The sequence below is a fragment of the Verticiella sediminum genome (genome assembly GCF_007558815.1).
GTDB lineage: Bacteria > Pseudomonadota > Gammaproteobacteria > Burkholderiales > Burkholderiaceae_B > Verticiella > Verticiella sediminum.
This window is the reverse complement of the sequence record NZ_VLTJ01000022.1, coordinates 149,453-171,261: the sequence shown is the minus strand read 5'-3', so window position 1 is coordinate 171,261 and position 21,809 is coordinate 149,453. Positions and strand designations below refer to the sequence as shown.

Sequence of the window (21,809 nt, the reverse complement as noted above, 5' to 3'; positions counted from 1 at the left end):
GCCGCCACCACGCGCGGCTCGCCGGCGCACGGCTCAGAACGCCGGAACCACGGCTCCCTGGTACTTCTCGTCGATGAACTTGCGCACGTCGTCCGAATGCAGCGCCTGCACGAGCTTGCGCAGGTTCTCGGATTCGGCGTTGTCCTGGCGGGTGACGACGATGTTGGCGTAAGGCGAGTCGGCGCCTTCGATCAACAAGGCGTCGGCCCTGGGGTTCAGACCCGCTTCCAGCGCGTAGTTGGTGTTGATGAGAGCCAGGTCGACCTGGTCGAGCACGCGGGGCAGGGTGGCCGCCTCCAGTTCACGGAAACGCAGCTTCTTGGGGTTTTCGCCGATGTCGCGCGAGGTGGCCAGGATGTTGGACGGGTCCTTCAACTGGATCACCCCGGCCTTGTGCAGCAGGAGCAGCGCGCGTGCGCCGTTGGACGGGTCGTTGGGGATGGCGATGGTGGCGCCTTCGTCCAGGTCCTCGAGATCCTTCAGCTTGCGCGAGTACGCGCCGAAAGGCTCGACGTGGACCGCGGCGACCGAAACCAGGTCGGTGCCGCGGCTCTTGTTGAACTCGTCGAGATAGGGCTGATGCTGGAAGAAGTTGGCGTCGAGCTGCTTTTGCGCAACCTGCAGGTTGGGCTGCACGTAGTCGGTGAAGACCTTGATGTCGAGCTCGACGCCTTCCCTGGCGAGGGCAGGCTTGACGTGCTCGAGGATCTCGGCGTGCGGCACCGGCGTGGCGGCGACGGTCAGCGTGTCGGCATGCGCGGCTGCGCCGGCGAGCAGGGCGGCGGCGAGCGTGGTGCGCAACAGTAGGGGCTTGAACATGAAGTCTTCCTCGAAAGCAATGGGTTCGGGCGTAGGCGCCTGCTCCGGGCCGCCGATTCTAGCCGTCCGCGCAATGCCTCCCGCGCATATGCAAATGCGTATGCAATCGAGGGTAGGTGAGGTTGCCCGCGCCCGCTTTCAAGCCGGCTTGCCGCTCACTCCAGCGTGATGCCCGCCTTCTCGATGGTGCGACCCCACAGCTCGGTATCCTGCTCGATCATCGCCTGGAATTCGGCGGCTTCGCCTCCGATGGGCAAGGCTGCCAACGTCTCCAGTTGCCGGGCGAAGGCGGGCGTCCGCATCGCCTCGTTGACAGCCTCATTCAGACGCTCGACCACGGCATCGGGCACGTCCGACGGCACCACGATGCCGAACCAGGAATAGAGCTCGAAGTCGGCAACGCCTTGCTCCATCACCGTGGGAACGTTGGGAAACTGGGCCAGCCGCTCGGCGCTGGTGACTGCGAGCGGCTTGAGCTTGCCGGTGCGCACCAGGTTCTGCGCCGAGAGCAGGATGTCGAAGTAGACCGGTACTTCGCCCGACATCACGGCGATCAGGGCAGGGCTGGAACCCTTGTAGGGAATCGCGCGCATCGGCGCGCCCGTCAACTGCTTGAACAGTTCGGTACCCAGGTGCGGCATGGTGCCGGCGCCCGATGATGCGTAGTCCATGGCCTCGCCGTGCTCGTCGGCATAGCGCAGCAGGTCCTGGATGCCGTCGCCGGGGAAGGTCGGCGCCACCACCACGACGTGCGGGCTCTTGAACACGCCGGCAACCGCGCGGAAATCCCGGGCCGGGTCGAAGCGCAGGTTGGGATACAGCGCCTTGCCGGTGGACAGGATGTTGCTCGCCATCAGCAGCGTATGGCCGTCGTGCGCACTGTTGAGCACGGATTCGCTGGCGAGCACTGCGCCCGCGCCCGGCCGGTTCTCCACCACCACGGGCTGTCCGAGCGCCTGCGACATGCCGCTCGAGATCGCACGCGCGGTGACGTCCGACGGGCCGCCCGGCGGAAACGGAACCACCAGACGGATGGGCTGGCTGGGAAAGGTCGCGGCGGCCGCCGCGCCGGCGCCGGTGGTCGCGCCGAGCGCGGCAACCAGGCCGAGCGCGAGCGCCCGCAGGCCATGGCGCCAGCGCGTCACGGTTCGAGTCTGTCGAGTCATGAGAGTGTCTCCTTATACGGTTCGTTCAGTGCAGGATGCCGTTGTGCAGAGCCGTTGCCGCTGCTTGCCGATCCGCTGCGCAGGCCGTGGCCCGGCTTGAGCCTGCTCGTGGTGCCGGGGCGATGCCCGCCGCTTCAGGCCGCGGCCTTGAAAGCGCTGGCGGGTGTGTCGGCGGCCAGGGCGTCGTCGACCGAGATCAGCGCCTCGCGCGAACGCAGAACGGCGCGCACCCGCTCGTGCGGCAGCGCGTCGCTGTGCTGGCCCAGCAGTTCGGTGGCCAGTACGCCCGCCGCCTCGCCCAGGCACATGGCGGTGCCCATGTGGCGGCTGCCGCCGTTCGCGCTGCGGGTCGCCGAGATGGCGCGGCCGGTGACCAGCACACCGCCGAGCTCGGCGGGGACCAGGCAGCGCATCGGGATTTCGAACGGATGCTCCGGCGTCCAGAGGGCGATGCCGGTGCCGCCGTTGGCTTCGTGCAGGTCCATGGGGCCGGCGCCCAGGGCGATGGTGTCGGCGTGGCGGGCGCCGCCGACGATCTCTTCCTCGGTCAGGGTGTGGCGCCCGACGATGCGCCGGGTCTCGCGCACGCCCACGTGGGCCGCGATGCCGGCCAGCGACGCGCGCTCGAAGCCGGGCACGCGCTCCTTGAGAAAGCCGACGATGTTGTGGATCTGGCGCCGGCCCTTGACCTCGGCCCGGGTCAGGTCGGCGGGGTCGAGCGCGTCCACGTCGTGGATGCGGCTCATCAGGCCGATGGCGTCGGTGTAGTCGGGCGTGCTGCAGAACGACAGGCTTTCCCAATAGATGCGGCCTTCCTCCAGGCCGCGCAGCGCGAGCGCCCGCTTCTCCTCGCGCGGCAGGGCGCGAAAGCGCGCCACGTCGACGTTGGACATGCGGAACACCAGCGTGCAGGGCTGGCGCTCGCGGCGCTGGGCGGCCTCGGTGCCCGCGCATGCGACACCCGCCGCGGCGGCCAGCGTGGCGTCGCCGGTCGCGTCGATGACCATGCCGGCGCGCACGGCCGAGCGCCCGCCGATGTCCTCGATCACCACGCCGCCGACCCGCCCGGCATCGGCCATCAGCGGCGCCACCACCCGGGCGTGCAGACGCAGGGCGACGCCGGCCTCCTGCACGAGTTCGTCGGCGGCATACTTCAGGACTTCCGGGTTGAAGGGGAAGTTGTAGATCGGCACCGGATTGCTGCTGGCCTCGGCCAGCACGTAGCGGTGAAAGCCGTCGCTGCCGCCGAGGCGGCGCACGTGCTCGCTGAGCTCATAGGGCAGGCCGCCCACGACGCGGGTGTCGCGGTTGAAGAAGCCGATCCACTGCGCGACCATGCCGTAGGTCGCGGTGCCGCCCAGGCAGCCCGAGTGTTCCACCAGCAGGGTGCGCGCGCCGGCGCGCGCGGCCGATACCGCGGCGATCAGGCCGGAAGCGCCGCCGCCGGCGACCACGACGTCGTAGGCGTCGACGATCGGGGTGTCCAGATGTTCGCGCAAGCAGGGTTGGGAAGTCATGTCTCGCTCCTGGTCAGGTCATGAAGAATGACCGCCAGCGTAGGTGCGAGGCGTGGGGGCGACAACGCGATGTTCACACCCGTGAACACTTCCTGTGCCGCGCGGGGGACGACGGCTCAGCCGCGCCGCAGTTCGAGCGCGGCCGAGATCTCGGCCGCGCATGCGCGCAGCGCCGCGAGCAAGCGTTGCCGGCAGGGCTCGTCCAGACGGGCTTCGGGCAGGGCCACGCCGACCCCCGCCAGCAGCTTGCCGTGCGGATCGAGCACCGGCACCGACACGCCGGCCACGCCGGGCGTGAACTCGCCCAGGCTGTAGGCCGCCTGTTCCTGCCGTATGCGGGGAAGCTGGCGCCGCAGTTGCACGGGCGAGCGCAGTGTGCGGTCGGTGAGCGGCGCCATGTCGAGCGCGGCGAGGTAGCGTTCGCGCTCGCGCGCGCTCTTCCAGGCCAGGAACAGCTTGCCCGCGGAGTTCGCATAGAGCGGGGCGCGCACGCCGACGTGCATGGCGTACAGCAGCGCGCGTTCGCTGCGCGCGCTGCAGACGCGCTCGGCCATGTCGTCGCGCAGCAGGTAGAGCGCGGAGGATTCGTCCACGCGGCGGGTCAGGCGCTCCAGGGCCGGCTGCGCCACCGCGACGATGTCGCGCACCCGCGCCCCCTGCCTGGCCAGCGCGTAAGTGCTGTCGCCCAGGCGGTAGCCGGTCGGGCCTTCCACCGGGTCGACGGCGACATAGCCGCGATCGACCAGGTTGCGCAGCATCATCGTCAGGCTGCTTTTCGGAATGCCGGTGCGACGCGCCAGCTCGGCGTGCCCCAGGCTGCGGCCGGAGGCGGCGAGCAGTTCGAGGATGTCGAGCGCGCGGTCGGCCGACTTGACCGTGCCGGTGCCGGTGGCGCGGGTGGCCGTGCTCACGCCCGGTGGTCGAGCCGTCGGACCAGCCAGTCGCCGAACCACTGCAGCACCTGCACGAGTATGACCAGGATCGCCACCGTGACCACCATGACCTCGGTCTGGAAGCGCTGGTAGCCGAAGCGCACGGCCAGATCGCCCAGGCCGCCGCCGCCGATCACGCCGGACATCGCCGAGTAGCCGACCAGCATGATCGCCGTGACGGTCACGGCGCCGACCAGCCCGGTCAGCGCTTCGGGCAGGACGGCCCAGCCCACCATCTGGCGGGTGTCCGCGCCCATGGCGTGGCAGGCTTCGATGATGCCGCGGTCGATCTCGCGCAGTACGTTCTCGGTGAGCCGCGCGAAAAAGGGCGCGGCGGCCGCCACCAGCGGCGGTATGGTGCCGCGCACGCCCAGCGAGGTGCCGACCATCCACAGCGTGATCGGGATCATCACGATCAAGAGGATGATGAAGGGCACGGAGCGCAGGATGTTGGTGACGATGGACAGTGCGCCGTAGACGGCGCGGCTCTGCAGCCACTGGCCCCGGCCGGTGAGAAACAGCAGGATGCCCAGCGGCAGGCCGATGAGCACCGTGAAGAACAGCGAGACCCCGGTCATGACCAGGGTTTCCCAGGTGGCGGCGAGAATCTGCGGCCAGTCCATGTCGGCCAGGATGGACCACAGGTTGGCGAGCGTTTCCATCACGACGCCTCCCCCAGGGGCGCGGGCGTGCCGAAATGGATGCCCATGGGGTCGAGCAGGGCGCGCGTCACCGCGTGCTGCGGCGCGCGGAAGATGTGCTCGACCTCGCCTTCTTCGACGATGCGGCCCTGGTCGAGGATGGCCACGCGGTGGCAGACCGCGCGGATGACGTCCATGCCGTGGGTGATGAGCACGATGGTCAGCCCGAGTTCCCGGTTGATGCGGCGCAGGAGCTGCAGGATGGACTGGGTGGTCTCCGGGTCCAGCGCCGAGGTGGCCTCGTCGCACAGCAGCAGGCGCGGGCGGTTGGCGAGCGCGCGGGCGATGCCCACGCGCTGGCGCTGGCCGCCGGAGAGCTGGCCGGGATACTTGTCGCGCTGGTCCGCCAGGCCCACCAGGGCGAGCATCTGGTCGACGCGCTCGCGCATCTGCAGCGCGGTGTATTCGCCGGTGATGCGCAGCGGAAGGCGCACGTTCTCGTACACCGTGCGCGCCGACAGCAGGTTGAAGTGCTGGAACACCATGCCGATGCGCTGGCGCACCCGGCGCAGCGGGGCGCCGTCCAGGTCGGTGATGTCCTCGCCGTCGATGACGACGCGGCCCGCGGTGGGCCGCTCGAGCAGGTTCAAGGTGCGTATGAGCGTGCTCTTGCCGGCGCCGGAGCGGCCGATGATGCCGAAGATCTCGCCCGTCTGCACGGCGAGGTCGACGCCGTGCAGCGCCGTGAATGCGGTGCGGTCCGGCGCGGCCGGGAACGTCTTGACGATGTGTTCGAGTCTGATCATGCGTAATGCGTGTCTTGGGCCCGGCCCGGGGTGCGCAGGCGCCGGCGCGGCCGGCCCTTGCCCGCCGGCCGACGCAGCGCCCCGGGGAAGGGCGCGCACCGGGGCGTTCCGGTCAGTACAGCGGCAGCGACCGGAAACTGCGCACGTCGGGGGGCGAGACCGGCGCGGCTTCGTTGCCCCAGCTCCCCCGGATGTACGTCACCACGGCGGCGACGTCATTGTCGCTCAGGCTCTGCCGAAAGGGGGGCATGCCGTGCGGCCGGGGATTGCCCTGCGTGCCCGGCGCGTAGCCCCCGTTGAGCACCACGCGGATGGTGTTCGCGGTCGAGTGCGCCAGCACCGAGAGATTGCCCGCCAGCGGAGGAAACGCCGGCGCCCGGCCTTCGCCCTGGCTGCCGTGGCAGTCCGCGCAGTGCTGGGCGTACACCTGGGCGCCGTGGGACATCAGGCCGGCGGCGCCGGTGCCTCGCCCGGCACCCTCCGCGGCGGCCTGCGCGGCCACGTGCGGCGAGGGCGGCAGCGACTTCAGGTAGCGCGCCATCGCCTGCGTATCGGCCTCGGTGAGGTGCTGCAGGCTTTCGTAGACCACGTCGGCCATCGGCCCGGCGGCGGTGCCGCGGGCGCTCACGCCGGTGCGCAGCAGCGCGGCGACGTCCGCTTCCTGCCAGTTGCCCAGCCCTTCCGGGGCGTTGCCGGCAAGCGGCGGAGCATACCATTCCAGTACCGGGATCATGCCGCCGGCGAGCGGGGCGTCGGCCCGGTTGGCACCGAGCGCGTTGCGCGGCGTGTGGCAGGCGGCGCAGTGCGTCAGGCCGCGCACCAGGTAGGCGCCGCGATTCCAGAGCGCGTCCTGGCCGTCCTCGGGGACGAAGGCGGCAGGGCGGAAATACAGCGCGCGCCAGAATGCCAGGGCGAGCGGCTGGTCGTACGGAAAGCGCAGGGCATGCGGCGGGCTTTCCTGGCGTGCCGGCGGCAGAGCGCGCAAGTAGGCGTAGATCGCGTCCGCGTCCGCGCGCGTGACCTGGGTGTAGTCGGGATAGGGGAAGGCGGGATAGAGCAGCCGGCCGCCCGGCGCCTTGCCTTCGTGCAGCGCGCGCCAGAAGTCGTCGGCGCTCCAGCGGCCGATGCCGGTGTCGTCGTCCGGCGTCAGGTTGGGGCCGTACAGCGTGCCGAAGGGCGTGGGCACGGCGCGCCCGCCGGCATAGGGCGTACCGCCGCGCGTGGTATGGCAGGTGGCGCAATTGCCCAGGCGCGCCAGGTATTCGCCGCGCAGCACGAGATCGGGGTCGTCGAATCGCGTGGTGCTGGCGGGCACGGGCGGGGCGTCGCGGGTGCCGAGCCAGTACATGGCGGTGCCGGCGACCAGGATCGCGGCCAGGAGCACGCCGCCCAGGATGCCGGCCCAGCGTGGCAGCCTCATGGTCCGGCCTCCGTAGCGACGGGCTGCGGCACGCCGTGGCAGGCGATCGGCAGCGGATGGTCCGGCGCGGTGCGCGCCGCATAGCCGGCGGGCAGGGGCTGGCTGGCCAGCCAGGCGGCCACGGCCGCCACGTCCTCGGGGCTGAGGGCGCGCGCCACCGTGGCCATGCAATCGGGCGCCGGCGTGGCGCGGGTGCCGCCTTGCCAGGCGCCGATCTGCGCCAGCAGGTAGTCGCGCGGCAGGCCGAGCAGGCCCGGAATGGCGGGCGCGATGCCGGCGAGATCGGCGCCGTGGCAGGCCGCGCAGGCGGGCCGGCCCGGCACGCCGTCGCGCACCAGCGCCTCGCCGCGCGCGAGCTGGGCCGCCGGCGCCTGGGTGCGCGGGTTGGCCGCGTAGGGCGGATGCAGGCCGGCGAAATACTGCGCGATCTCGCGCAGGTAGTCGTCGGGCAGGTTCACCAGCAGCCAGGTCATGGGTGCGTACTGGCGCCTGCCGTCGCGGAAATTCAGCAACTGGTGGTAGAGGTAGTCGGCCGGCTTGCCCGCGATGCGCGGATAGTAGCCGTCCGCGCCGGCGCGGCCCTCGGCGCCATGGCAGGCGGTACAGGCGGCGACGCGCTCGCGCATGCCGTCGTCGATGCGCTCCTCGGCATGCGTACAGGGTATCCAGGCGGCCAGGGCCAGCATGGCGCCGGCGGCGGCGCTCAGCCAGCGGGGGATGTGTCTCGGCATCGGGTTGGCGGGTGCGACCGCGCCTTGTCGTCGTTGCCCGTATTGTAGCGGGCAGGGCAGGCGCCGCCAGGCCGGCGCGCTACTATGTGGCGTCCAGATGGAGTATGTTCATGTCTATCCGCAGTCTCTGCATCTATTGTGGGTCCAATCCGGGCAACCGGCCCGAATACGTGGCCGCGGCCGCCGCCTTCGGCACACTGCTCGCCGAACGGGGCATCCGCCTGGTCTATGGCGGCGCCAGCATCGGCGTCATGGGCAGGGTGGCCGACGCGGCGCTGGCCGCCGGCGGCGAAGTCTACGGTGTCATTCCCCAGGCGCTGGTCGATCGCGAGGTCGCCCACTCGGGGCTCAGCGAGCTGTTCATCACGGCTTCCATGCACGAGCGCAAGGCGCGCATGGCCGAACTCTCGGACGCCTTCGTGGCGCTGCCGGGCGGCATCGGCACGCTCGAGGAGATCTTCGAGATCTGGACCTGGGCGCAACTGGGCATGCACGCCAAACCCTGCGGCCTGCTCAACGTGGCCGGCTACTACGACACGCTGGTGCGCTTTCTGGACGAAACCGTGCATGCGGGCTTCGTGCGCGAAGGCCACCGCGGCATGCTGCTCGCGGCCGTCGATGGGCCGAGCCTGCTCGAGGCGTTCCGCTGCTACGAGGCGCCGGCGGTGCACAAATGGGTGGAGAAGAGCGAAACCTGAGGCGGGCGGCCGCGCCCCGGGCGCGGATCGCCGCAACGGACGCGCTTCACGCAATGCGCTTCACGGGGCCAGGGCAGGCGCCGGGCCCCGCGTAGGTCGGATCGCAGGTCAGATCACCGGCAGCAGGGTGCGTTCGCCGCCCTCGGTCTTCCAGAGGTCGCCGGTGTCGAGGTCGAACCACCAGCCGTGCACCTGCAGGGTACCCGCCTCGACGCGCTCGCGCAGCCACGGGTAGGTCATCAGGTTGTCGAGCGAGCGCCGGATCGCGGCCCGTTCGACCAGGAAGGGGCTGGACTTCAGGCGCTCGAGCGGCACGCGGCTGCGGCCGCCTTCGGCGCTTTCGTCCTGCACGTACTGCTCGGCCGCACCCAGCGCCATCGCCACCCAGTCGCCGATGAAGTCGCGCTCGGGCCACTCGCCGCCCGCCGCGTTCATCATGGCCTTGATGCCGCCGCAGTGCGCGTGGCCCAGCACGATGATGTGGTCCACTTTGAGATCGCGCACGGCATACTCGATGGCCGCGCCCGTGCCGTGCAGCCCGGTGCCCTGCGCGTACGGCGGCACCAGGTTGGCCACGTTGCGCACGACGAAAAGCTCGCCCGGCGCCGCGCCGGTGAGCAGGGCCGGATCGACCCGCGAATCGCTGCAGGAGATCACGAGCGAGGCCGGCGATTGTCCGGCCTCGACCAGGTTGCGCATGAACGACGGATCGGCACCGAAATACTGAGCGCGAAAGCGCTGGATGCCATCGACGAGATGGCCGATGCTGCGACAGCCGCAGCCGGATGTGTCGTTGTTCAACTGCGTCTCCGTCAGGTTCGGTTACGGCGCGTATGCTAGCGCAGCGCCCCGCGGCTGTCACCGGCCGCGCATTCAGTCGCGATACGAAGGGTCCAGGCGCTCGACCTGGCGCACCAGGGCGGCGAACCCGTCGGCGCCGCCGCCATAGCGTGGATCGAACTGCAGCGCGTCGGCGCTGCACTTGCGCTGGATGCCCTCGGCGATCGGGCGGGCCGGGCCGAGCGCCGCGCCGGCGACCTGGATTTCGCAGGCGCGCTGCAGGGTCCAGAGATAGGCGAAGGCCAGCGGCAGGGTGGGGCCCCACGACAGCAGGCCGTGGTTGCGCAGGATGACGGCCGGCTTGTCGCCGATCGACGCGATCACGCGCGGGCCTTCGTCCGCGTGCACCGTGATCCCCTCGAACTCGTGGTAGGCCACCCGGCCGTGCAGTTGCGCCGAATAGAAGTTGTTCATGCACAGGCCCGCGTCCGCGCTGGCCACCGCGCAGCCCGCCGTGGTGTGCACGTGCATGACGCAATGGGCCTCGGGAATGTGCTGATGGATCGCCGAATGCAGCACGAAGCCGGCCGGGTTCACGGGATGCTCGCTGCGGCCGACGATCCGGCCCTCCAGGTCGATCCGTACCAGGTTGGACGCGGTGACTTCACGGTAGTGCAGGCCGAAGGGGTTGATGAGAAAGTGCCGCTCCGGCCCCGGAATGCGTACCGTGATGTGGTTGTAGATGAGCTCGGTCCAGCCGAGCATCGCGAAGATGCGATAGCAGGCGGCAAGTTGCGTTCGCAACTGTTCTTCCGTGATCGGGTCGCGAAGTGCGTGGGCCATGGTGCTCCTCCTGGCGGCGGCAGGCTTGGGTATGGGAATGTGTGCCTGCGCCGGGAATTCTAGGCGATGATGGCGCGCGCCGGTACCATGCCCGTCCGGCGTGTGGGACGGAGAAACCCTGGCTTTCGTGCCCGGGGTCCTGTTGTTACCATGAGCGCCGTCGGGCGGTCTGCGCCGGACGTGCCGCGCAGGCCGCGGCCCTCGTCCGCGCGGGGCGTCGCCTTCACCCAAAAGGATCGCAGTGTCAGCCTACCCTTCATCCATCGTCTGCTGCGTCGAAGACATGCGCCAGCTCGCCCGGCGCCGTGTCCCGCGCATGTTCTACGACTATGCCGATTCCGGTTCCTGGACCGAGTCGACCTACCGCGCGAACGAGGAGGATCTGCAGAAGATCAAGCTGCGCCAGCGCGTCGCGGTGGACATGACCAACCGCAGCCTGCACACCACCATGGCCGGCATCCCGACCAGCATGCCGGTGGCGATCGCGCCCACCGGGCTGACCGGCATGCAGTATGCCGACGGCGAGATCCTGGCGGCCAGGGCCGCCGAGAAGTTCGGCATCCCTTTCACGCTGTCGACCATGAGCATCTGCTCGATCGAGGACGTGGCCGCATACACCAGCAGCCCGTTCTGGTTCCAGCTCTACGTCATGCGCGATCGCGCCTTCGTCGAGAACCTGATCGAGCGCGCCAAGGCCGCCAAATGCTCGGCGCTGATGATCACCCTGGATCTGCAGATCCTCGGCCAGCGGCACAAGGACGTGCGCAACGCCATGACCGCGCCGCCGCGCCTGACGGCGCGCAATCTCGCGGACCTCGTCACCAAGCCCAAGTGGTGCTGGAACATGCTGCACACCGAGCGCCGCACATTCCGCAACATCGTCGGCCATGCCAAGGGCGTGAGCGATCTGAGCTCGCTGGGCGCCTGGACCGCCGAGCAGTTCGATCCGCGCCTGGACTGGGCCGCGATCGAATGGATCAAGAACCGCTGGGGCGGCAAGGTCATCCTCAAGGGCGTGCTCGACCCCGAGGACGCCCGGCTCGCCGCCAACTGCGGTGTCGACGCCATCGTCGTCAGCAACCACGGCGGGCGCCAGCTCGACGGCGCGCTCTCCTCGATCAACGCGCTGCCGCCCATCGTCGAGGCCGTGGGCAAGGATGTCGAGGTCTGGATGGACGGCGGCGTGCGCTCGGGGCAGGACGTGCTCAAGGCCGTGGCGCTGGGCGCGCGCGGCGTGCTGATCGGCCGCGCCTTCCTGTACGGCCTGGGCGCGCAGGGCGAGGCGGGCGTCACCAAAGTGCTGCAGATGATCGCCAAGGAGATGGACATCACCATGGCGCTGTGCGGGCGCCGGCGCATCGACGAGATCGATGCCGGCATCCTGGTGCCAGGCACGTATCCGACGCCGACGCACAGGGTCTGAGCGCGCACCGCCGGCCCGCTCAGGGCCGGGCCTGCCCACGCCGGCGAGCCCGGCGGCGGGTGCGTCTGCCGCCGCCCCGGTTGCGTCCGCCGCCCGGTGCGAGCCGGCAGGCGCCGGGCAGCCGCCGGCCCATGCGCCCGCGACGACGGGCGGCGCAGGCTGCTCTCGCCATGCAAGCGTATCCGCACCGCTGGGCAGCGGGGCTTCGGGCTGCGCCATCCAGGCGAGCACATCCGCCCATACGACACCGGCGCACAGATCGCGCAGCAGCATGTGATAGCCCTGCGAATAGACGGCGAGCCGGGTGCGGCTGGCGGCGTCCGCGCGCAGCGCCCGCACGACGTCGGTGACGGCGTCGCGTGCGAGCACCTGTTCGTGCTCGCCATACAGCACGAGGATGGGCAGCATGCGCGGACGTTCGGCGAGGCGTTCGCGCGCCGCCGTCATCAGGTCCACCAGCCCGCTCAGGGCGTCGATGCGGGTGCGCTTCAGGACCAGCGGGTCGCGGCCCAGCGCGCGCAGCATCTCGATGTTGTCCGATGGCTGTATCTTCAGGTTGGCGGGCGGACGTACCGCCAGCCCGGGCATCAGCCGATAGCCGGCCCATAGCGTGAGCCGAAAGAAGGGGTTGAGCGCCTGGCGCGACCACAGCGCCGGGGCGGACAGGATGGCGCCGTCCACACGCTCGGCCAGCGCCTGAGTCCCGGGCGCCCCGGGCTCGGCGAGCGCTGCCAGCACCACCGCGCCGCCCATGCTTTCACCCAGCAAGAAGAGCGGGGTGGCGGGGTGGCGCGCCTGTGCGGCATCCACCGCCGCCCCCAGGTCGTCCACCAGCGTCGCCGTGTCCGGCCAGATGCCGGGCTGCCCGGACGCCCCGAAGCCGCGCTGGTCGTAGGCGTAGGTGGCGACCCCTTGCCCGGCCCAGGCGCGCGCCGGCGCGTCGAAGGCATGGGCATAGTCGTTCATGCCGTGCAGGGCGATGACGACTGCGCGGGGCGCTTGGGTCTGCGGCAGCCAGCGGCGCAGCGGCAGGCGTGCGCCGTCGTGCGCAATCAGGTGCTCGCCCGCGAAGGCGCCCGGCCCTTGTGCCGGCCCCATGGGCTGGTGCGAGGCGGCGCATCCGGCGAGCATGGCGAGAAGGAACAGGGAAACGGCGAGACGAACGAGCGGCATGCGATCATCTTAGTGTTCCGCCGCGCTGGTATGAAACTGTGGCGATACCATCCAGGGCACGGCGGATCCGGCTCCGCCGGTCCGCCAGTGCCGCCCCCCTGGGGGGCACGCGTCAGCGCGTAGGGGGGAGCCCCTACCCTTCAGACTACGCCGGCCTGGTGCGCCTGCTGGTCGGCGTGATAGGAAGAGCGCACCATGGCGCCCACGGCGGCGTGGGTGAAACCCATGGCGTAGGCTTCGCGCTCGAGCATGGTGAACACGTCCGGGTGGGCATAGCGCAGCACCGGCAGGTGGTGCTCCGAGGGCTGCAGGTACTGGCCGATGGTGAGCATGTCCACGTCGTGCTCGCGCATGTCGCGCATCACCTGCAGGATCTCCTCGTCGGTCTCGCCCAGGCCCAGCATCAGGCCGGATTTGGTCGGCACGTCGGGGTGCAGGCGCTTGAACTCCTGCAGGAGCTTGAGCGAGTGCTCGTAGTTCGACCCCGGACGAGCCTGCTTGTACAGGCGCGGCACCGTCTCGAGGTTATGGTTCATGACGTCCGGCGGCCCGCCGTTCAGGATATCCAGGGCGCGATCCAGCCGGCCGCGGAAATCCGGCACCAGGATCTCGATGCGGGTGGCCGGCGACAGTTCGCGTACGCGTTCGATACAGGCCACGAAGTGGGCCGCGCCGCCGTCGCGCAGGTCGTCGCGGTCGACCGAGGTGATGACCACGTAGTTGAGCTTCAGGGCGGCGATCGTGCGCGCCAGGTTCTCGGGCTCGTCCACGTCCAGCGGATCGGGGCGGCCGTGCCCCACGTCGCAGAACGGGCAGCGGCGCGTGCACTTGTCGCCCATGATCATGAAAGTAGCCGTGCCCTTGCCGAAACATTCGCCGATGTTCGGGCAGGAGGCCTCCTCGCATACCGTGTGCAGCCGGTGCTCGCGCAGGATTTCCTTGATCTCGTAGAAGCGCGATCCGGGCGAGGGCGCCTTCACGCGTATCCAGTCGGGCTTCTTGAGCCGTTCGACCGGAATCACCTTGATCGGAATGCGGGCGGTCTTGGCGCCGGACTTCTGCTTTTCGGTGGGGTCGTAGGCCGGCTGCGCGCCGCGGTCTGCGCGGGCTGTGGTCGCTAGCGGTTCGGCGGGGGAGGTCATGGGCTTCCTGTGCCGGGAGGCGTCTGGCCTCTCCGGCGGCTGGTGGGTGAGCGGGTATTTTAGCGCCCTGGGGCGGCCCGCCCGGCAGCACCCCTATCGCCGGGTCGGGCGTACGGACACGGGCGCCCCCGCCGGGCCCGCCCGTGTCCGCGGCCGCCCGCCGGGGTGGTTGCCCGGTTCGGACCGGGCCGCAGCCTGCGTGGCCCCGTAGCGCCTGCCGTTCGCAGCGCGCGCTTTCACGGTGCCGGACGACCCCGTACGCACGGTGCTGGTGCGCGCGTGCCCCGTTCTTGTGCTTCTGTCCAACTGGTCAGACCAGACTAACCAGAGGGCGGTGGCGATTTCGGCGAGTTGGCATCGAACTTGCATTTGCCTGCGCATGGTCAGAACAATTCTTGTACGCAATAAATGCGTACATTACGCAGGAGCGATGGCAATATGCAGCGACGAACCTTTCTGAGTTACAGCGTAGCCCTGGGCGCCCTGGTGCTGCCCGTCGCGCGGGCCGCTGCCGACACGCTCGAGGACATCCGCCAACGCGCGGTGGTGCGCATCGCCATTCCGCAGGATGCGCCGCCGTTCGGCTCGGTCGGCGCCGATCTGAAGCCCGCCGGCTACGACGTGGACGTGGCCCAGCTCATCGGCCGCGGGCTCGGTGCGAAGGTCGAGCTGGTGCAGGTCACCGGCGCGAACCGCATTCCCTATCTCGTCACGCGCCGGGTGGACATGGTCATCTACAGCCTGGGCCGCAACGCCGAGCGCGAACGCGCGATCGACTTCTCCGTCGCCTACGCGCCGTTCTTCAACGGCGTGTTCGGGCCCGCCGACCTGCCGGTGAAGTCGGCGCAGGATCTGGCCGGCCGGTCCGTGGCCGTCACGCGGGGGTCGGTCGAGGATCTGGAGCTGACCCAGTTGGCTCCGCCCGATACGACGATCCGGCGCTACGAGGACGGCAGCAGCACCATGGCGGCCTTCCTCGCGGGGCAGACGCAGCTCGTGGCCACCGGCAACGTGGTGGCGGCCGCCATCCTGCGGCGCAGTCCCTCGGTACGGCCGGAGGTCAAGTTCATGATCCGCAGCTCGCCCTGCCACATCGGCGTGAACAAGGGCGAACCGGCGTTGCTCGCAGAGGTCGACCGGATCATCGCCGAGGCGCGCGCCAACGGCGAACTGGACCGGATATCCGAGCGCTGGCTGGCCATGCCGCTACCCGCCGATCTGGGCTGAACCGGCCGGCTTTCACGACGGCTGCCATACGCAGGCGGCATTTTTCATCATGGAGCAACACGATGGGCAGTGGTACCCGAGATAGAACGCTGATCCGGCAGTACGGCGAGGTGGCCGAGACTTTCCGCACCTGGTCCGGCGCCTACGCGAATCTGGCCGATGCGCGCCTGGGCGCATGCGTCGTCGCGGCGTCCGACGAGTGGTACGCGCCGGCGGCAAGGCTGCTGGACGCCGCCCCCGCCAACTACTACTTCCACGACGACGAAGGCATGCGCTGGGTGGACGGCTGGGAGACGGTCCGGCGCCGCCAGCCGGGCAACGAATGGTGCGTGATCCGCCTGGGCCGGCCCGGCACCATCGCCGGTATCGGCCTGGACACGAGTTTCTTCACCGGCAATTTTCCTCCGGTCGTCTCCGTGCAGGCCTGCCGCTGCGAGTCGGATGCCGTGCCCGAAGGCGTGGCGTGGACGCCGATCCTGCGCGCCACCGAGGTGAAGGGCGATGCCCAGGTGGTACATCCCGTCGACGATGCCGGCATCTATACCCACGTGCGCCTCAATTTGCATCCGGACGGCGGCATGGCGCGGCTGCGCGTGTTCGGCAGAATCGCCGTGTCGGCGCAGACCTTGCCCGATCGCGGCGACCTGGCCGCTCTGGAGCTGGGAGGCCGGGTGCTCGCCTGCAGCGACGCGCACTTCGGCTCGGTATCCGCCATGCTCGCACCCGGCCCGCAGGTGCAGTGGGGCAAAGGATGGGAGAGCCGTCGGCGGCGCGTGCCCGGCCACGACTGGGCGGTGATCGCGCTGGCAACGCCCGGCGTGCTCGAGGAAGTCGTGCTCGACACGAAGTTCTACACCGGCAACCATCCGGCCTCGTTCTCGCTGCAGGCGGCCGATCTGCGCCAGCATGCGCCGGGCGGGGCGGCCGATGATGCCCTCATCGTCAACCAGGCCATGTACTGGTCCGAACTCCTGGCGCAGCAGCCCTTGCGCGGCGGCGCCGAGAATCGCTACCGCATCGACGGCGACGGCGAGCGGATTTGTACCCACGTTCGCCTGAACATCTATCCGGATGGCGGCGTCACCCGCTTGCGGCTGATCGGTCGCCCCGTGCGCGGCAGCGACTGACGCCTCGTTCGGCGCCCGTATCCCCGTATGCACGTCCGTTCACACACCGCTGGTCAGACCGGCCTATCCAGTTAGGAGCTACCCGATGTCGAATCCCGCTACGCGCATTGCCCGTCTGCGCCTGACGCGGCGCGCCTGCCTTGGCATGCTGGCGGCCGCCGCCATCGCCATGACCATGGCGCCTGAGCGCGCCAGCGCGGCGCGCGCCCCCGACGCGCCGCTGGTCGCAGCCTTCACCCGCGAACTGCTCACGCTCGACAACTTCAACTCGACCTCGCGCGACAACGAGATCATCAGCCTGCTGATCGACGACGCGCTCTTCTACATCGACCCGCAGACCAAGCAGCCCGTCCCGCTGATCGCCGCGTCCTACGCCATGCCCGACCCGCTGACGCTGGACGTGACGATCCGCGACGACGTGACCTTTCACGACGGCCGCCCGGTCGAGGCCGCCGACGTTGCCTATACGTTCCAGACCCTGCTCAAGCCGGGCAACACGGCGCTCAAGGCGGGCGCGTTCGCGCTGTGGCTGGCGAGCGTCGAAACCGTGAGCGACAAGGTGGTGCGCTTTCACATGAAGCAGCCCAATCCGCTCGCGCTGCACTCTCTCTCGACGGCCGGGCGCGTCGTGCCGCGCGGCACCTACGACGATCCCGACGCACCGGGCGGCATCAATGCCCAGGCTCAGGCCAACCGCATGATCGGCGCCGGCCCCTACCGCGTGGTGAGCTTCCTGCCCGGGCGCGAACTGGTCATCGAGCGCTATGACGGCTATCGCAGCGACTCGCCCAAGGGCGCGCCGTCGGTCGCGCGCATGCAGTTCCGCATCATCCCGGACCCGGCCACCCAGGCCGCGGAAGTCATGGCCGGCGGCGTGCACTGGACCTACGGGCTGCCCACCGACATCGTCGAGGAAGTCGCGAGCACCGGGCGAGCCCAGGCGATGTCCTCGCCGTCGATGCGCATCGGCTACCTGATACCCGACGCCGCCGGGCGCGCCGGCGAGCACGCGCTGCGCGATCCGCGCGTGCGCGAGGCGCTGAGCCTGGCCATCGATCGCGACCTCATCGTCAAGCAGCTCGTGCGCGGCGGTGGCAAGCCGGCCTATACGCCATGCCTGCCGGCGCAGTTCGGCTGCCCCCAGGATGTGCCGCAACCGCACTACGATCCGGCGCGCGCCAAGGCGCTGCTGGCCGAGGCCGGCTACGCCAGCGGCCTGCGCCTGGACCTGTGGGCCTCGCGCGAGAAGGAGCCCCTGGAAGCGGTGGTCGAAATGTGGCGCAGCGTGGGTGTGAACGCCAACCTGCGGCTGGTCAAGTCTCCCGCCATGAACAAGGCGCGCGACGAGAACTCCCTCAACCTGTACTTCGAGAACAACGGATCGGTCGGTATCGCCGACGTGGGCGCGATCCTGCCGGGCCAGTTCGGCAGAGGCGCGCCGAGCGACTGGCATCACGACGAAGCGCTGTATCCGCTGGTCGAGGGCCTGCTGCAGACTACCGATGCGCAGGAGCGCCTGGCGCTGGCGCGCAGCGCGATCACCCGGATCAACGAGCAGACCTACTGGATTCCGCTGTACGAGTTCACGCAGAACTTCCTGCTGGCGCCCGATCTCGAGTACGTGCAGAGCGATGACGGCATGCCGCGCCTGTTCCTCGCGCGCTGGCGCCAGTAGCGCAGCCACGGCCGACGCCCATGTGGAACTTCCTCCTTCAGCGCGCCCTGCTTGCGCTCGCCGTGGCCTTGGCCACGTCGGCGGTCACGTTCGCCCTGCTCAACCTGTCGATCGATCCGGCCGCGGCCCTGGTCGGCGATACCGACGACCCGCTCGTGGTCGAGCAGGTGCGCAAGCAGCTCGGGCTCGACCGCCCGGCGACGGTGCGCTATGCGGAATGGCTGCAGCGGCTGGCCGCCGGCGATCTCGGCGAGAGCTACGTGCTGCGCCAGCCCGTGCTCGAAGTCTTCGCCCAGCATGCCCCGGTGACGCTCAAGCTCGCCTTCCTGTCGCTGCTGGTGACCGTGCTGGTCGCCGTGCCGCTGGGGATCGCCGCGGCGGCACGGCCCGACAGCGCCTGGGACCGGCTGTCCTTGACGCTCGCCGCGGCCTTGCAGGCGTCGCCGAACTTCTGGCTCGGCCTGGTGTTCATTCTGTTCTTCGCCGTGCATCTGGGCTGGCTGCCGGTGTCGGGCGACCAGACCTGGGCCAACTTCGTCCTGCCGGCCCTGATCCTCGGCACCGCTTCGGTACCCAACGTCATGCGCCTGACCCGCTCGGGGCTGATCGACGTGCTCCAGGCGGACTTCATTCGCACCGCGCGCGCCAAGGGCTACACCGGGTGGGCGCTGCTGCGCCGGCACGCTCTGCGCAATGCCTTGCTGCCGGTGGTGGGCGTGCTGGCCGTGACCCTGGGCAACAGCCTGGGCGGCTCGATGGTGACCGAGGTGGTGTTCGCCATGAACGGGCTCGGCCGGCTCGCCCTGAATTCGGTGCTGACCGGGGACATCCCCACGCTGCAGATGCTGGTGCTGCTGATGGCCCTGGTGTTCGTCGGCGTCACCTTCATGGCCGACCTGCTGAACGCGTGGCTGGACCCGCGCATACGCGTGAACTGATGGAGAGCGTCATGAACAATCCGGCGGCGAATGCCGCGACGGCCAGGCCGACCGCCTGGCGCCGGGCGCTGCGCAATCGCAATGTCCGCCTGGGCGGCGGCGTGGTCCTGTTCTGGATCGTCTGTGCGATCGCCGGGCCCTGGGTCTGGAGCACCGACCCCTTCCAGCAAAGCCTGGCCGCGCGGATGCTGCCCGCGGTCTGGGACGCCAGAGGCAACTGGGCCCATCCGCTCGGCACCGATCACCTCGGCCGCGACGTGCTGGCCCGCCTGTTGCACGGCGCGCGCATCTCGCTGGCCATCGGCTTCGGCGCGGCCGGCATCGGGGCGCTCATCGGCGTCACGCTGGGCGCCTGCGCCGGCTTTCACGGCGGGCGCACGGATCGCGCCATCGGCTTCGTGCTGGCCTGCAAGCTCGCCATGCCCGGCATGCTGCTCGCCATGTCGCTGATCTATTTCCTGTCGCCCTCGGTGCTCACGGTGATCGCCGTGATCGGCATGCTGCACTGGACCCTCTATCTCATCGTCACGCGCAGCGCGACGCAGCGCATCCGCCAACTGGACTACGTGCGCGCATCGCGCGTGGCCGGCGCCTCCTCGGGCAGGATCATCGTGTCGGACATCCTGCCGAATCTGTCCAGCGTCATCCTGGTGGTGTTCTCCTTCGAGGCGGGCGCAGCCATCCTGGCCGAGGCGGCGCTGTCCTTCCTGGGGGTCGGCGTGCCGTCGCCGAACCCGTCATGGGGGCTGATGATCGCCGAGGGCAAGGCGGCGATGCTGCTGCGGCCCTCGCTGGTGATCGTGCCCGGCACCGCACTGTTCGTGCTGGTGGCCGGCATCAACATGCTGGGCGACGGGCTGCGCGATGCGATCCAGCCCGGCGCCAGGGAGTAGGACCATGGCCTTGCTGGACATCGAAGGTTTGCGCATCGACATCGACACGCCCAGCGGCAGCGTGAGCGCCGTACGCGACCTGGACCTGCGCGTGGAGGCCGGCGAGTGCGTGGGCATCGTCGGCGAGTCGGGCTCGGGCAAGTCGCTGACGGCGCTGTCCGTGCTGCGCCTGCTGCCGCGCGGCGCGCGGCTGACGGCCACGCGCATGAACCTCGACGGCGAGGACCTGCTCGCCCTGGACGAGGCCGGGCTGGCCCGCCGTGTGCGCGGACGCAAGGTGGGCTTCGTGTTCCAGGAGCCCATGACCGCGCTCAATCCGGTCTACAGCGTGGGCCGCCAACTGGCCGAGACCATGCAGTTGCATGGCACGGCGACGCGGCGCGAGGCATGGCGGCGCGGCATCGAGATGCTCGAGCGGGTCGGCATTCCCGACCCGCAGGGGCGCATGCATGCCTACCCGCACGAGCTGTCGGGCGGGCAGCGCCAGCGCGTGGTGATCGCCGCGGCGCTGATGAACCGCCCCGCGCTCCTGATCGCGGACGAACCGACGACGGCGCTGGACGTCACCATCCAGGCCCAGATCATGGCGTTGCTGGCCGACCTGCAGCGCGAGCTGCGCATGGGCATGCTCCTGATCTCGCACAACCTCGCGGTGGTGGCCGCGGCGGCGGACCGGGTGGCCGTGATGTATGCCGGCGAGGTCGTGGAGACGGCGCCGGCGCGCTCGATCTTCGCCGACCCGCGGCACCCCTACACCCGCGGGCTGCTGGGCGCTTTGCCCGGCCTGGACGGGACCGGCACGGGGGCCGTGCTGACCACCATTCCGGGCGTCGTGGCCACGTATCACGGGACGCCGGCGGGCTGTGTGTTCGCCGAGCGCTGCGACATCGCCGCGGCGCCGTGCCGCACGACCCGTCCGCCCGAAACGTGGTCCGCGCCCGGCCATGCGAGCCGGTGCCTGCGCCTGGATGCCATCGGCGCGCCGGCAGCGCAGGCCGCGCCGCGCCCCGAGCGCAGCGTGGGCGAGCCGGTGCTGGTGGCCAGCGGCGTGACCAGGACCTACCGCCAGCGCCGCGGCGGCTGGCGCCGCGCCACCGAGCTGACGGCCCTGGACGGCGTTTCCCTGACCGTGCGCGCGGGCGAGACCCTGGCCATCGTGGGCGAGTCGGGCTGCGGCAAGTCGACGCTCGCCCGGGTGCTGCTGGGCCTGGAGCGCCCGGACGACGGCTCGGTGGTGGTGGGCGGCGAATACCTCAGCGCCTTGTCCGGCCCGGCCCGCGCGCGGCTGGTGCAACTGGTGTTCCAGGACCCCTTCGGTTCGCTCAACCCGGCGCGCGACGTGCACGCGGCAGTCCGGCATCCGCTGGACCTGCAGCGCGGGCTGGACCTCGCCGAGCGCAACGCCCGGGCGAGCGAGGTGCTGGACCGGGTCGGGCTGCCGCGGCGCCTGCACCACGCCTGGCCCGGCCAGTTGTCGGGCGGGCAGCGCCAGCGCGTGGCGATCGCGCGCGCCCTGGTGACCGGGCCCGCGCTGATCGTCTGCGACGAGCCGACGTCCGCGCTGGACGTGTCGGTCCAGGCGCAGATCCTGAACCTGCTGCTCGAACTGCGCGAGCGCGAGCGGCTGAGCCTGCTGCTGATCACCCACGATCTCGCCGTCGTGGCCCACATGGCGGACCGCATCGCCGTCATGCAGCAGGGACGCATCGTCGAGAGCGGCGACGCGCGGCAGATTCTCCAGGCGCCGCGCCACACCTACACCCGGACACTGCTCGCGGCCACGCCGCGCCTGCCTGCCCACGCCGCGCGCGAAGCGCAGCCGCGCATGGCGCTGGCCTGATCCCCCGTCAACCTTCGT

18 protein-coding genes and 2 pseudogenes are annotated in these 21,809 nt (G+C 70.4%); 8 read left to right on the top strand and 12 right to left on the bottom strand.

Annotated features, from left to right (window positions below):
* Nucleotides 1-33 precede the first annotated feature (33 nt).
* The 8 genes and pseudogenes from FOZ76_RS11535 to FOZ76_RS11500 all read right to left on the bottom strand — a co-directional run bounded on the left by FOZ76_RS11535 (nucleotide 34) and on the right by FOZ76_RS11500 (nucleotide 8,032).
* Entirely contained in the window at nucleotides 34-819 is a 786-nt protein-coding gene (locus FOZ76_RS11535; protein ID WP_143948400.1) for a MetQ/NlpA family ABC transporter substrate-binding protein, read from the bottom strand.
* 155 nt (nucleotides 820-974) lie between these two features.
* Entirely contained in the window at nucleotides 975-1,985 is a 1,011-nt protein-coding gene (locus FOZ76_RS11530; protein ID WP_143948399.1) for a Bug family tripartite tricarboxylate transporter substrate binding protein, read from the bottom strand.
* A gap of 134 nt (nucleotides 1,986-2,119) precedes the next feature.
* Nucleotides 2,120-3,502 carry an FAD-dependent oxidoreductase gene (locus FOZ76_RS11525; protein WP_143948398.1) on the bottom strand — a complete coding sequence of 461 codons (1,383 nt, stop codon included), beginning with the start codon at nucleotides 3,500-3,502 and terminating at the stop codon, nucleotides 2,120-2,122.
* A gap of 116 nt (nucleotides 3,503-3,618) precedes the next feature.
* Nucleotides 3,619-4,413: an IclR family transcriptional regulator gene (locus FOZ76_RS11520; protein ID WP_170235401.1), complete on the bottom strand. Its 795-nt coding sequence runs from the start codon at nucleotides 4,411-4,413 to the stop codon at nucleotides 3,619-3,621.
* Nucleotides 4,410-5,096: a methionine ABC transporter permease gene (locus tag FOZ76_RS11515; protein ID WP_143948396.1), complete on the bottom strand. Its 687-nt coding sequence runs from the start codon at nucleotides 5,094-5,096 to the stop codon at nucleotides 4,410-4,412. Before FOZ76_RS11515 ends, FOZ76_RS11520 begins: the two co-directional genes overlap by 4 nt.
* A gap of 35 nt (nucleotides 5,097-5,131) precedes the next feature.
* Nucleotides 5,132-5,881, bottom strand: a pseudogene (locus tag FOZ76_RS11510) (methionine ABC transporter ATP-binding protein); the annotation flags it as partial.
* 112 nt (nucleotides 5,882-5,993) lie between these two features.
* Nucleotides 5,994-7,301, bottom strand: a complete 1,308-nt coding sequence (locus FOZ76_RS11505; protein ID WP_143948394.1) for a c-type cytochrome — start codon at nucleotides 7,299-7,301, stop codon at nucleotides 5,994-5,996.
* Nucleotides 7,298-8,032 (bottom strand): c-type cytochrome, encoded by a 735-nt coding sequence (locus FOZ76_RS11500; RefSeq protein ID WP_143948393.1) that lies wholly within the window; start codon nucleotides 8,030-8,032, stop codon nucleotides 7,298-7,300. The genes FOZ76_RS11505 and FOZ76_RS11500 overlap by 4 nt, the downstream gene beginning before the upstream one ends.
* A 110-nt stretch (nucleotides 8,033-8,142) precedes the next feature.
* On the opposite strand from FOZ76_RS11500, the gene FOZ76_RS11495 reads away from it, so the two are divergent.
* A complete protein-coding gene (locus FOZ76_RS11495; protein WP_143948392.1) occupies nucleotides 8,143-8,730 on the top strand; it encodes an LOG family protein in 588 nt (195 codons plus the stop codon).
* A 108-nt stretch (nucleotides 8,731-8,838) separates the two neighbouring features.
* On the opposite strand, the gene FOZ76_RS11490 is transcribed toward FOZ76_RS11495, so the two are convergent.
* On the bottom strand, nucleotides 8,839-9,531 hold the full coding sequence (locus FOZ76_RS11490; RefSeq protein WP_211366207.1) for a carbonic anhydrase: 693 nt from the start codon (nucleotides 9,529-9,531) through the stop codon (nucleotides 8,839-8,841).
* A 72-nt stretch (nucleotides 9,532-9,603) separates the two neighbouring features.
* Nucleotides 9,604-10,353 carry a class II aldolase/adducin family protein gene (locus FOZ76_RS11485; protein ID WP_143948391.1) on the bottom strand — a complete coding sequence of 250 codons (750 nt, stop codon included), beginning with the start codon at nucleotides 10,351-10,353 and terminating at the stop codon, nucleotides 9,604-9,606.
* Nucleotides 10,354-10,594: 241 nt separating this feature from the next.
* Between FOZ76_RS11485 and FOZ76_RS11480 the strand changes: the two genes are divergently transcribed.
* Entirely contained in the window at nucleotides 10,595-11,776 is a 1,182-nt protein-coding gene (locus FOZ76_RS11480) for an alpha-hydroxy acid oxidase (RefSeq protein WP_143948390.1), read from the top strand.
* Nucleotides 11,777-12,094: 318 nt separating this feature from the next.
* On the opposite strand, the pseudogene FOZ76_RS28350 reads toward FOZ76_RS11480, so the two are convergent.
* Both FOZ76_RS28350 and lipA read right to left on the bottom strand, forming a co-directional pair.
* Nucleotides 12,095-12,742 (bottom strand): annotated as a pseudogene (locus tag FOZ76_RS28350) (alpha/beta fold hydrolase); the annotation flags it as partial.
* Nucleotides 12,743-13,089: 347 nt separating this feature from the next.
* On the bottom strand, nucleotides 13,090-14,091 hold the full coding sequence (gene lipA, locus FOZ76_RS11470) for a lipoyl synthase (RefSeq protein WP_143948389.1): 1,002 nt from the start codon (nucleotides 14,089-14,091) through the stop codon (nucleotides 13,090-13,092).
* A 438-nt stretch (nucleotides 14,092-14,529) separates the two neighbouring features.
* Here lipA and FOZ76_RS11465 point away from each other — a divergent pair, with 438 nt between their 5' ends.
* The 6 genes from FOZ76_RS11465 (at nucleotide 14,530) to FOZ76_RS11440 (ending at nucleotide 21,791) form a co-directional block, all read left to right on the top strand.
* Complete coding sequence (locus FOZ76_RS11465; protein WP_143948388.1) at nucleotides 14,530-15,318, top strand: transporter substrate-binding domain-containing protein; 789 nt, start codon at nucleotides 14,530-14,532, stop codon at nucleotides 15,316-15,318.
* Nucleotides 15,319-15,380: 62 nt separating this feature from the next.
* Nucleotides 15,381-16,445, top strand: coding sequence for an allantoicase (gene alc, locus FOZ76_RS11460; RefSeq protein WP_143948387.1), 1,065 nt, complete (start codon nucleotides 15,381-15,383; stop codon nucleotides 16,443-16,445).
* A gap of 85 nt (nucleotides 16,446-16,530) precedes the next feature.
* On the top strand, nucleotides 16,531-18,120 hold the full coding sequence (locus FOZ76_RS11455; RefSeq protein WP_143948386.1) for an ABC transporter substrate-binding protein: 1,590 nt from the start codon (nucleotides 16,531-16,533) through the stop codon (nucleotides 18,118-18,120).
* Between the two features lie 20 nt (nucleotides 18,121-18,140).
* Nucleotides 18,141-19,058 carry an ABC transporter permease gene (locus tag FOZ76_RS11450; protein WP_143948385.1) on the top strand — a complete coding sequence of 306 codons (918 nt, stop codon included), beginning with the start codon at nucleotides 18,141-18,143 and terminating at the stop codon, nucleotides 19,056-19,058.
* A gap of 11 nt (nucleotides 19,059-19,069) precedes the next feature.
* On the top strand, nucleotides 19,070-19,951 hold the full coding sequence (locus FOZ76_RS11445; protein WP_246129442.1) for an ABC transporter permease: 882 nt from the start codon (nucleotides 19,070-19,072) through the stop codon (nucleotides 19,949-19,951).
* A gap of 4 nt (nucleotides 19,952-19,955) precedes the next feature.
* A complete protein-coding gene (locus FOZ76_RS11440; protein ID WP_170235400.1) occupies nucleotides 19,956-21,791 on the top strand; it encodes a dipeptide ABC transporter ATP-binding protein in 1,836 nt (611 codons plus the stop codon).
* The last annotated feature ends 18 nt before the right edge of the window (nucleotides 21,792-21,809 follow it).

What these genes read in the sequence shown, in the direction of transcription:
- FOZ76_RS11535 (WP_143948400.1), bottom strand. Translation starts at nt 819, where the DNA reads ATGTTCAAGCCCCTACTGTTGCGCACCACGCTCGCCGCCGCCCTGCTC.
- FOZ76_RS11530 (WP_143948399.1), bottom strand. Translation starts at nt 1,985, where the DNA reads ATGACTCGACAGACTCGAACCGTGACGCGCTGGCGCCATGGCCTGCGG.
- FOZ76_RS11525 (WP_143948398.1), bottom strand. Translation starts at nt 3,502, where the DNA reads ATGACTTCCCAACCCTGCTTGCGCGAACATCTGGACACCCCGATCGTC.
- FOZ76_RS11515 (WP_143948396.1), bottom strand. Translation starts at nt 5,096, where the DNA reads ATGGAAACGCTCGCCAACCTGTGGTCCATCCTGGCCGACATGGACTGG.
- FOZ76_RS11505 (WP_143948394.1), bottom strand. Translation starts at nt 7,301, where the DNA reads ATGAGGCTGCCACGCTGGGCCGGCATCCTGGGCGGCGTGCTCCTGGCC.
- FOZ76_RS11500 (WP_143948393.1), bottom strand. Translation starts at nt 8,032, where the DNA reads ATGCCGAGACACATCCCCCGCTGGCTGAGCGCCGCCGCCGGCGCCATG.
- FOZ76_RS11495 (WP_143948392.1), top strand. Translation starts at nt 8,143, where the DNA reads ATGTCTATCCGCAGTCTCTGCATCTATTGTGGGTCCAATCCGGGCAAC.
- FOZ76_RS11485 (WP_143948391.1), bottom strand. Translation starts at nt 10,353, where the DNA reads ATGGCCCACGCACTTCGCGACCCGATCACGGAAGAACAGTTGCGAACG.
- lipA (WP_143948389.1), bottom strand. Translation starts at nt 14,091, where the DNA reads ATGACCTCCCCCGCCGAACCGCTAGCGACCACAGCCCGCGCAGACCGC.
- FOZ76_RS11465 (WP_143948388.1), top strand. Translation starts at nt 14,530, where the DNA reads ATGCAGCGACGAACCTTTCTGAGTTACAGCGTAGCCCTGGGCGCCCTG.
- alc (WP_143948387.1), top strand. Translation starts at nt 15,381, where the DNA reads ATGGGCAGTGGTACCCGAGATAGAACGCTGATCCGGCAGTACGGCGAG.
- FOZ76_RS11455 (WP_143948386.1), top strand. Translation starts at nt 16,531, where the DNA reads ATGTCGAATCCCGCTACGCGCATTGCCCGTCTGCGCCTGACGCGGCGC.
- FOZ76_RS11450 (WP_143948385.1), top strand. Translation starts at nt 18,141, where the DNA reads ATGTGGAACTTCCTCCTTCAGCGCGCCCTGCTTGCGCTCGCCGTGGCC.
- FOZ76_RS11445 (WP_246129442.1), top strand. Translation starts at nt 19,070, where the DNA reads ATGAACAATCCGGCGGCGAATGCCGCGACGGCCAGGCCGACCGCCTGG.
- FOZ76_RS11440 (WP_170235400.1), top strand. Translation starts at nt 19,956, where the DNA reads ATGGCCTTGCTGGACATCGAAGGTTTGCGCATCGACATCGACACGCCC.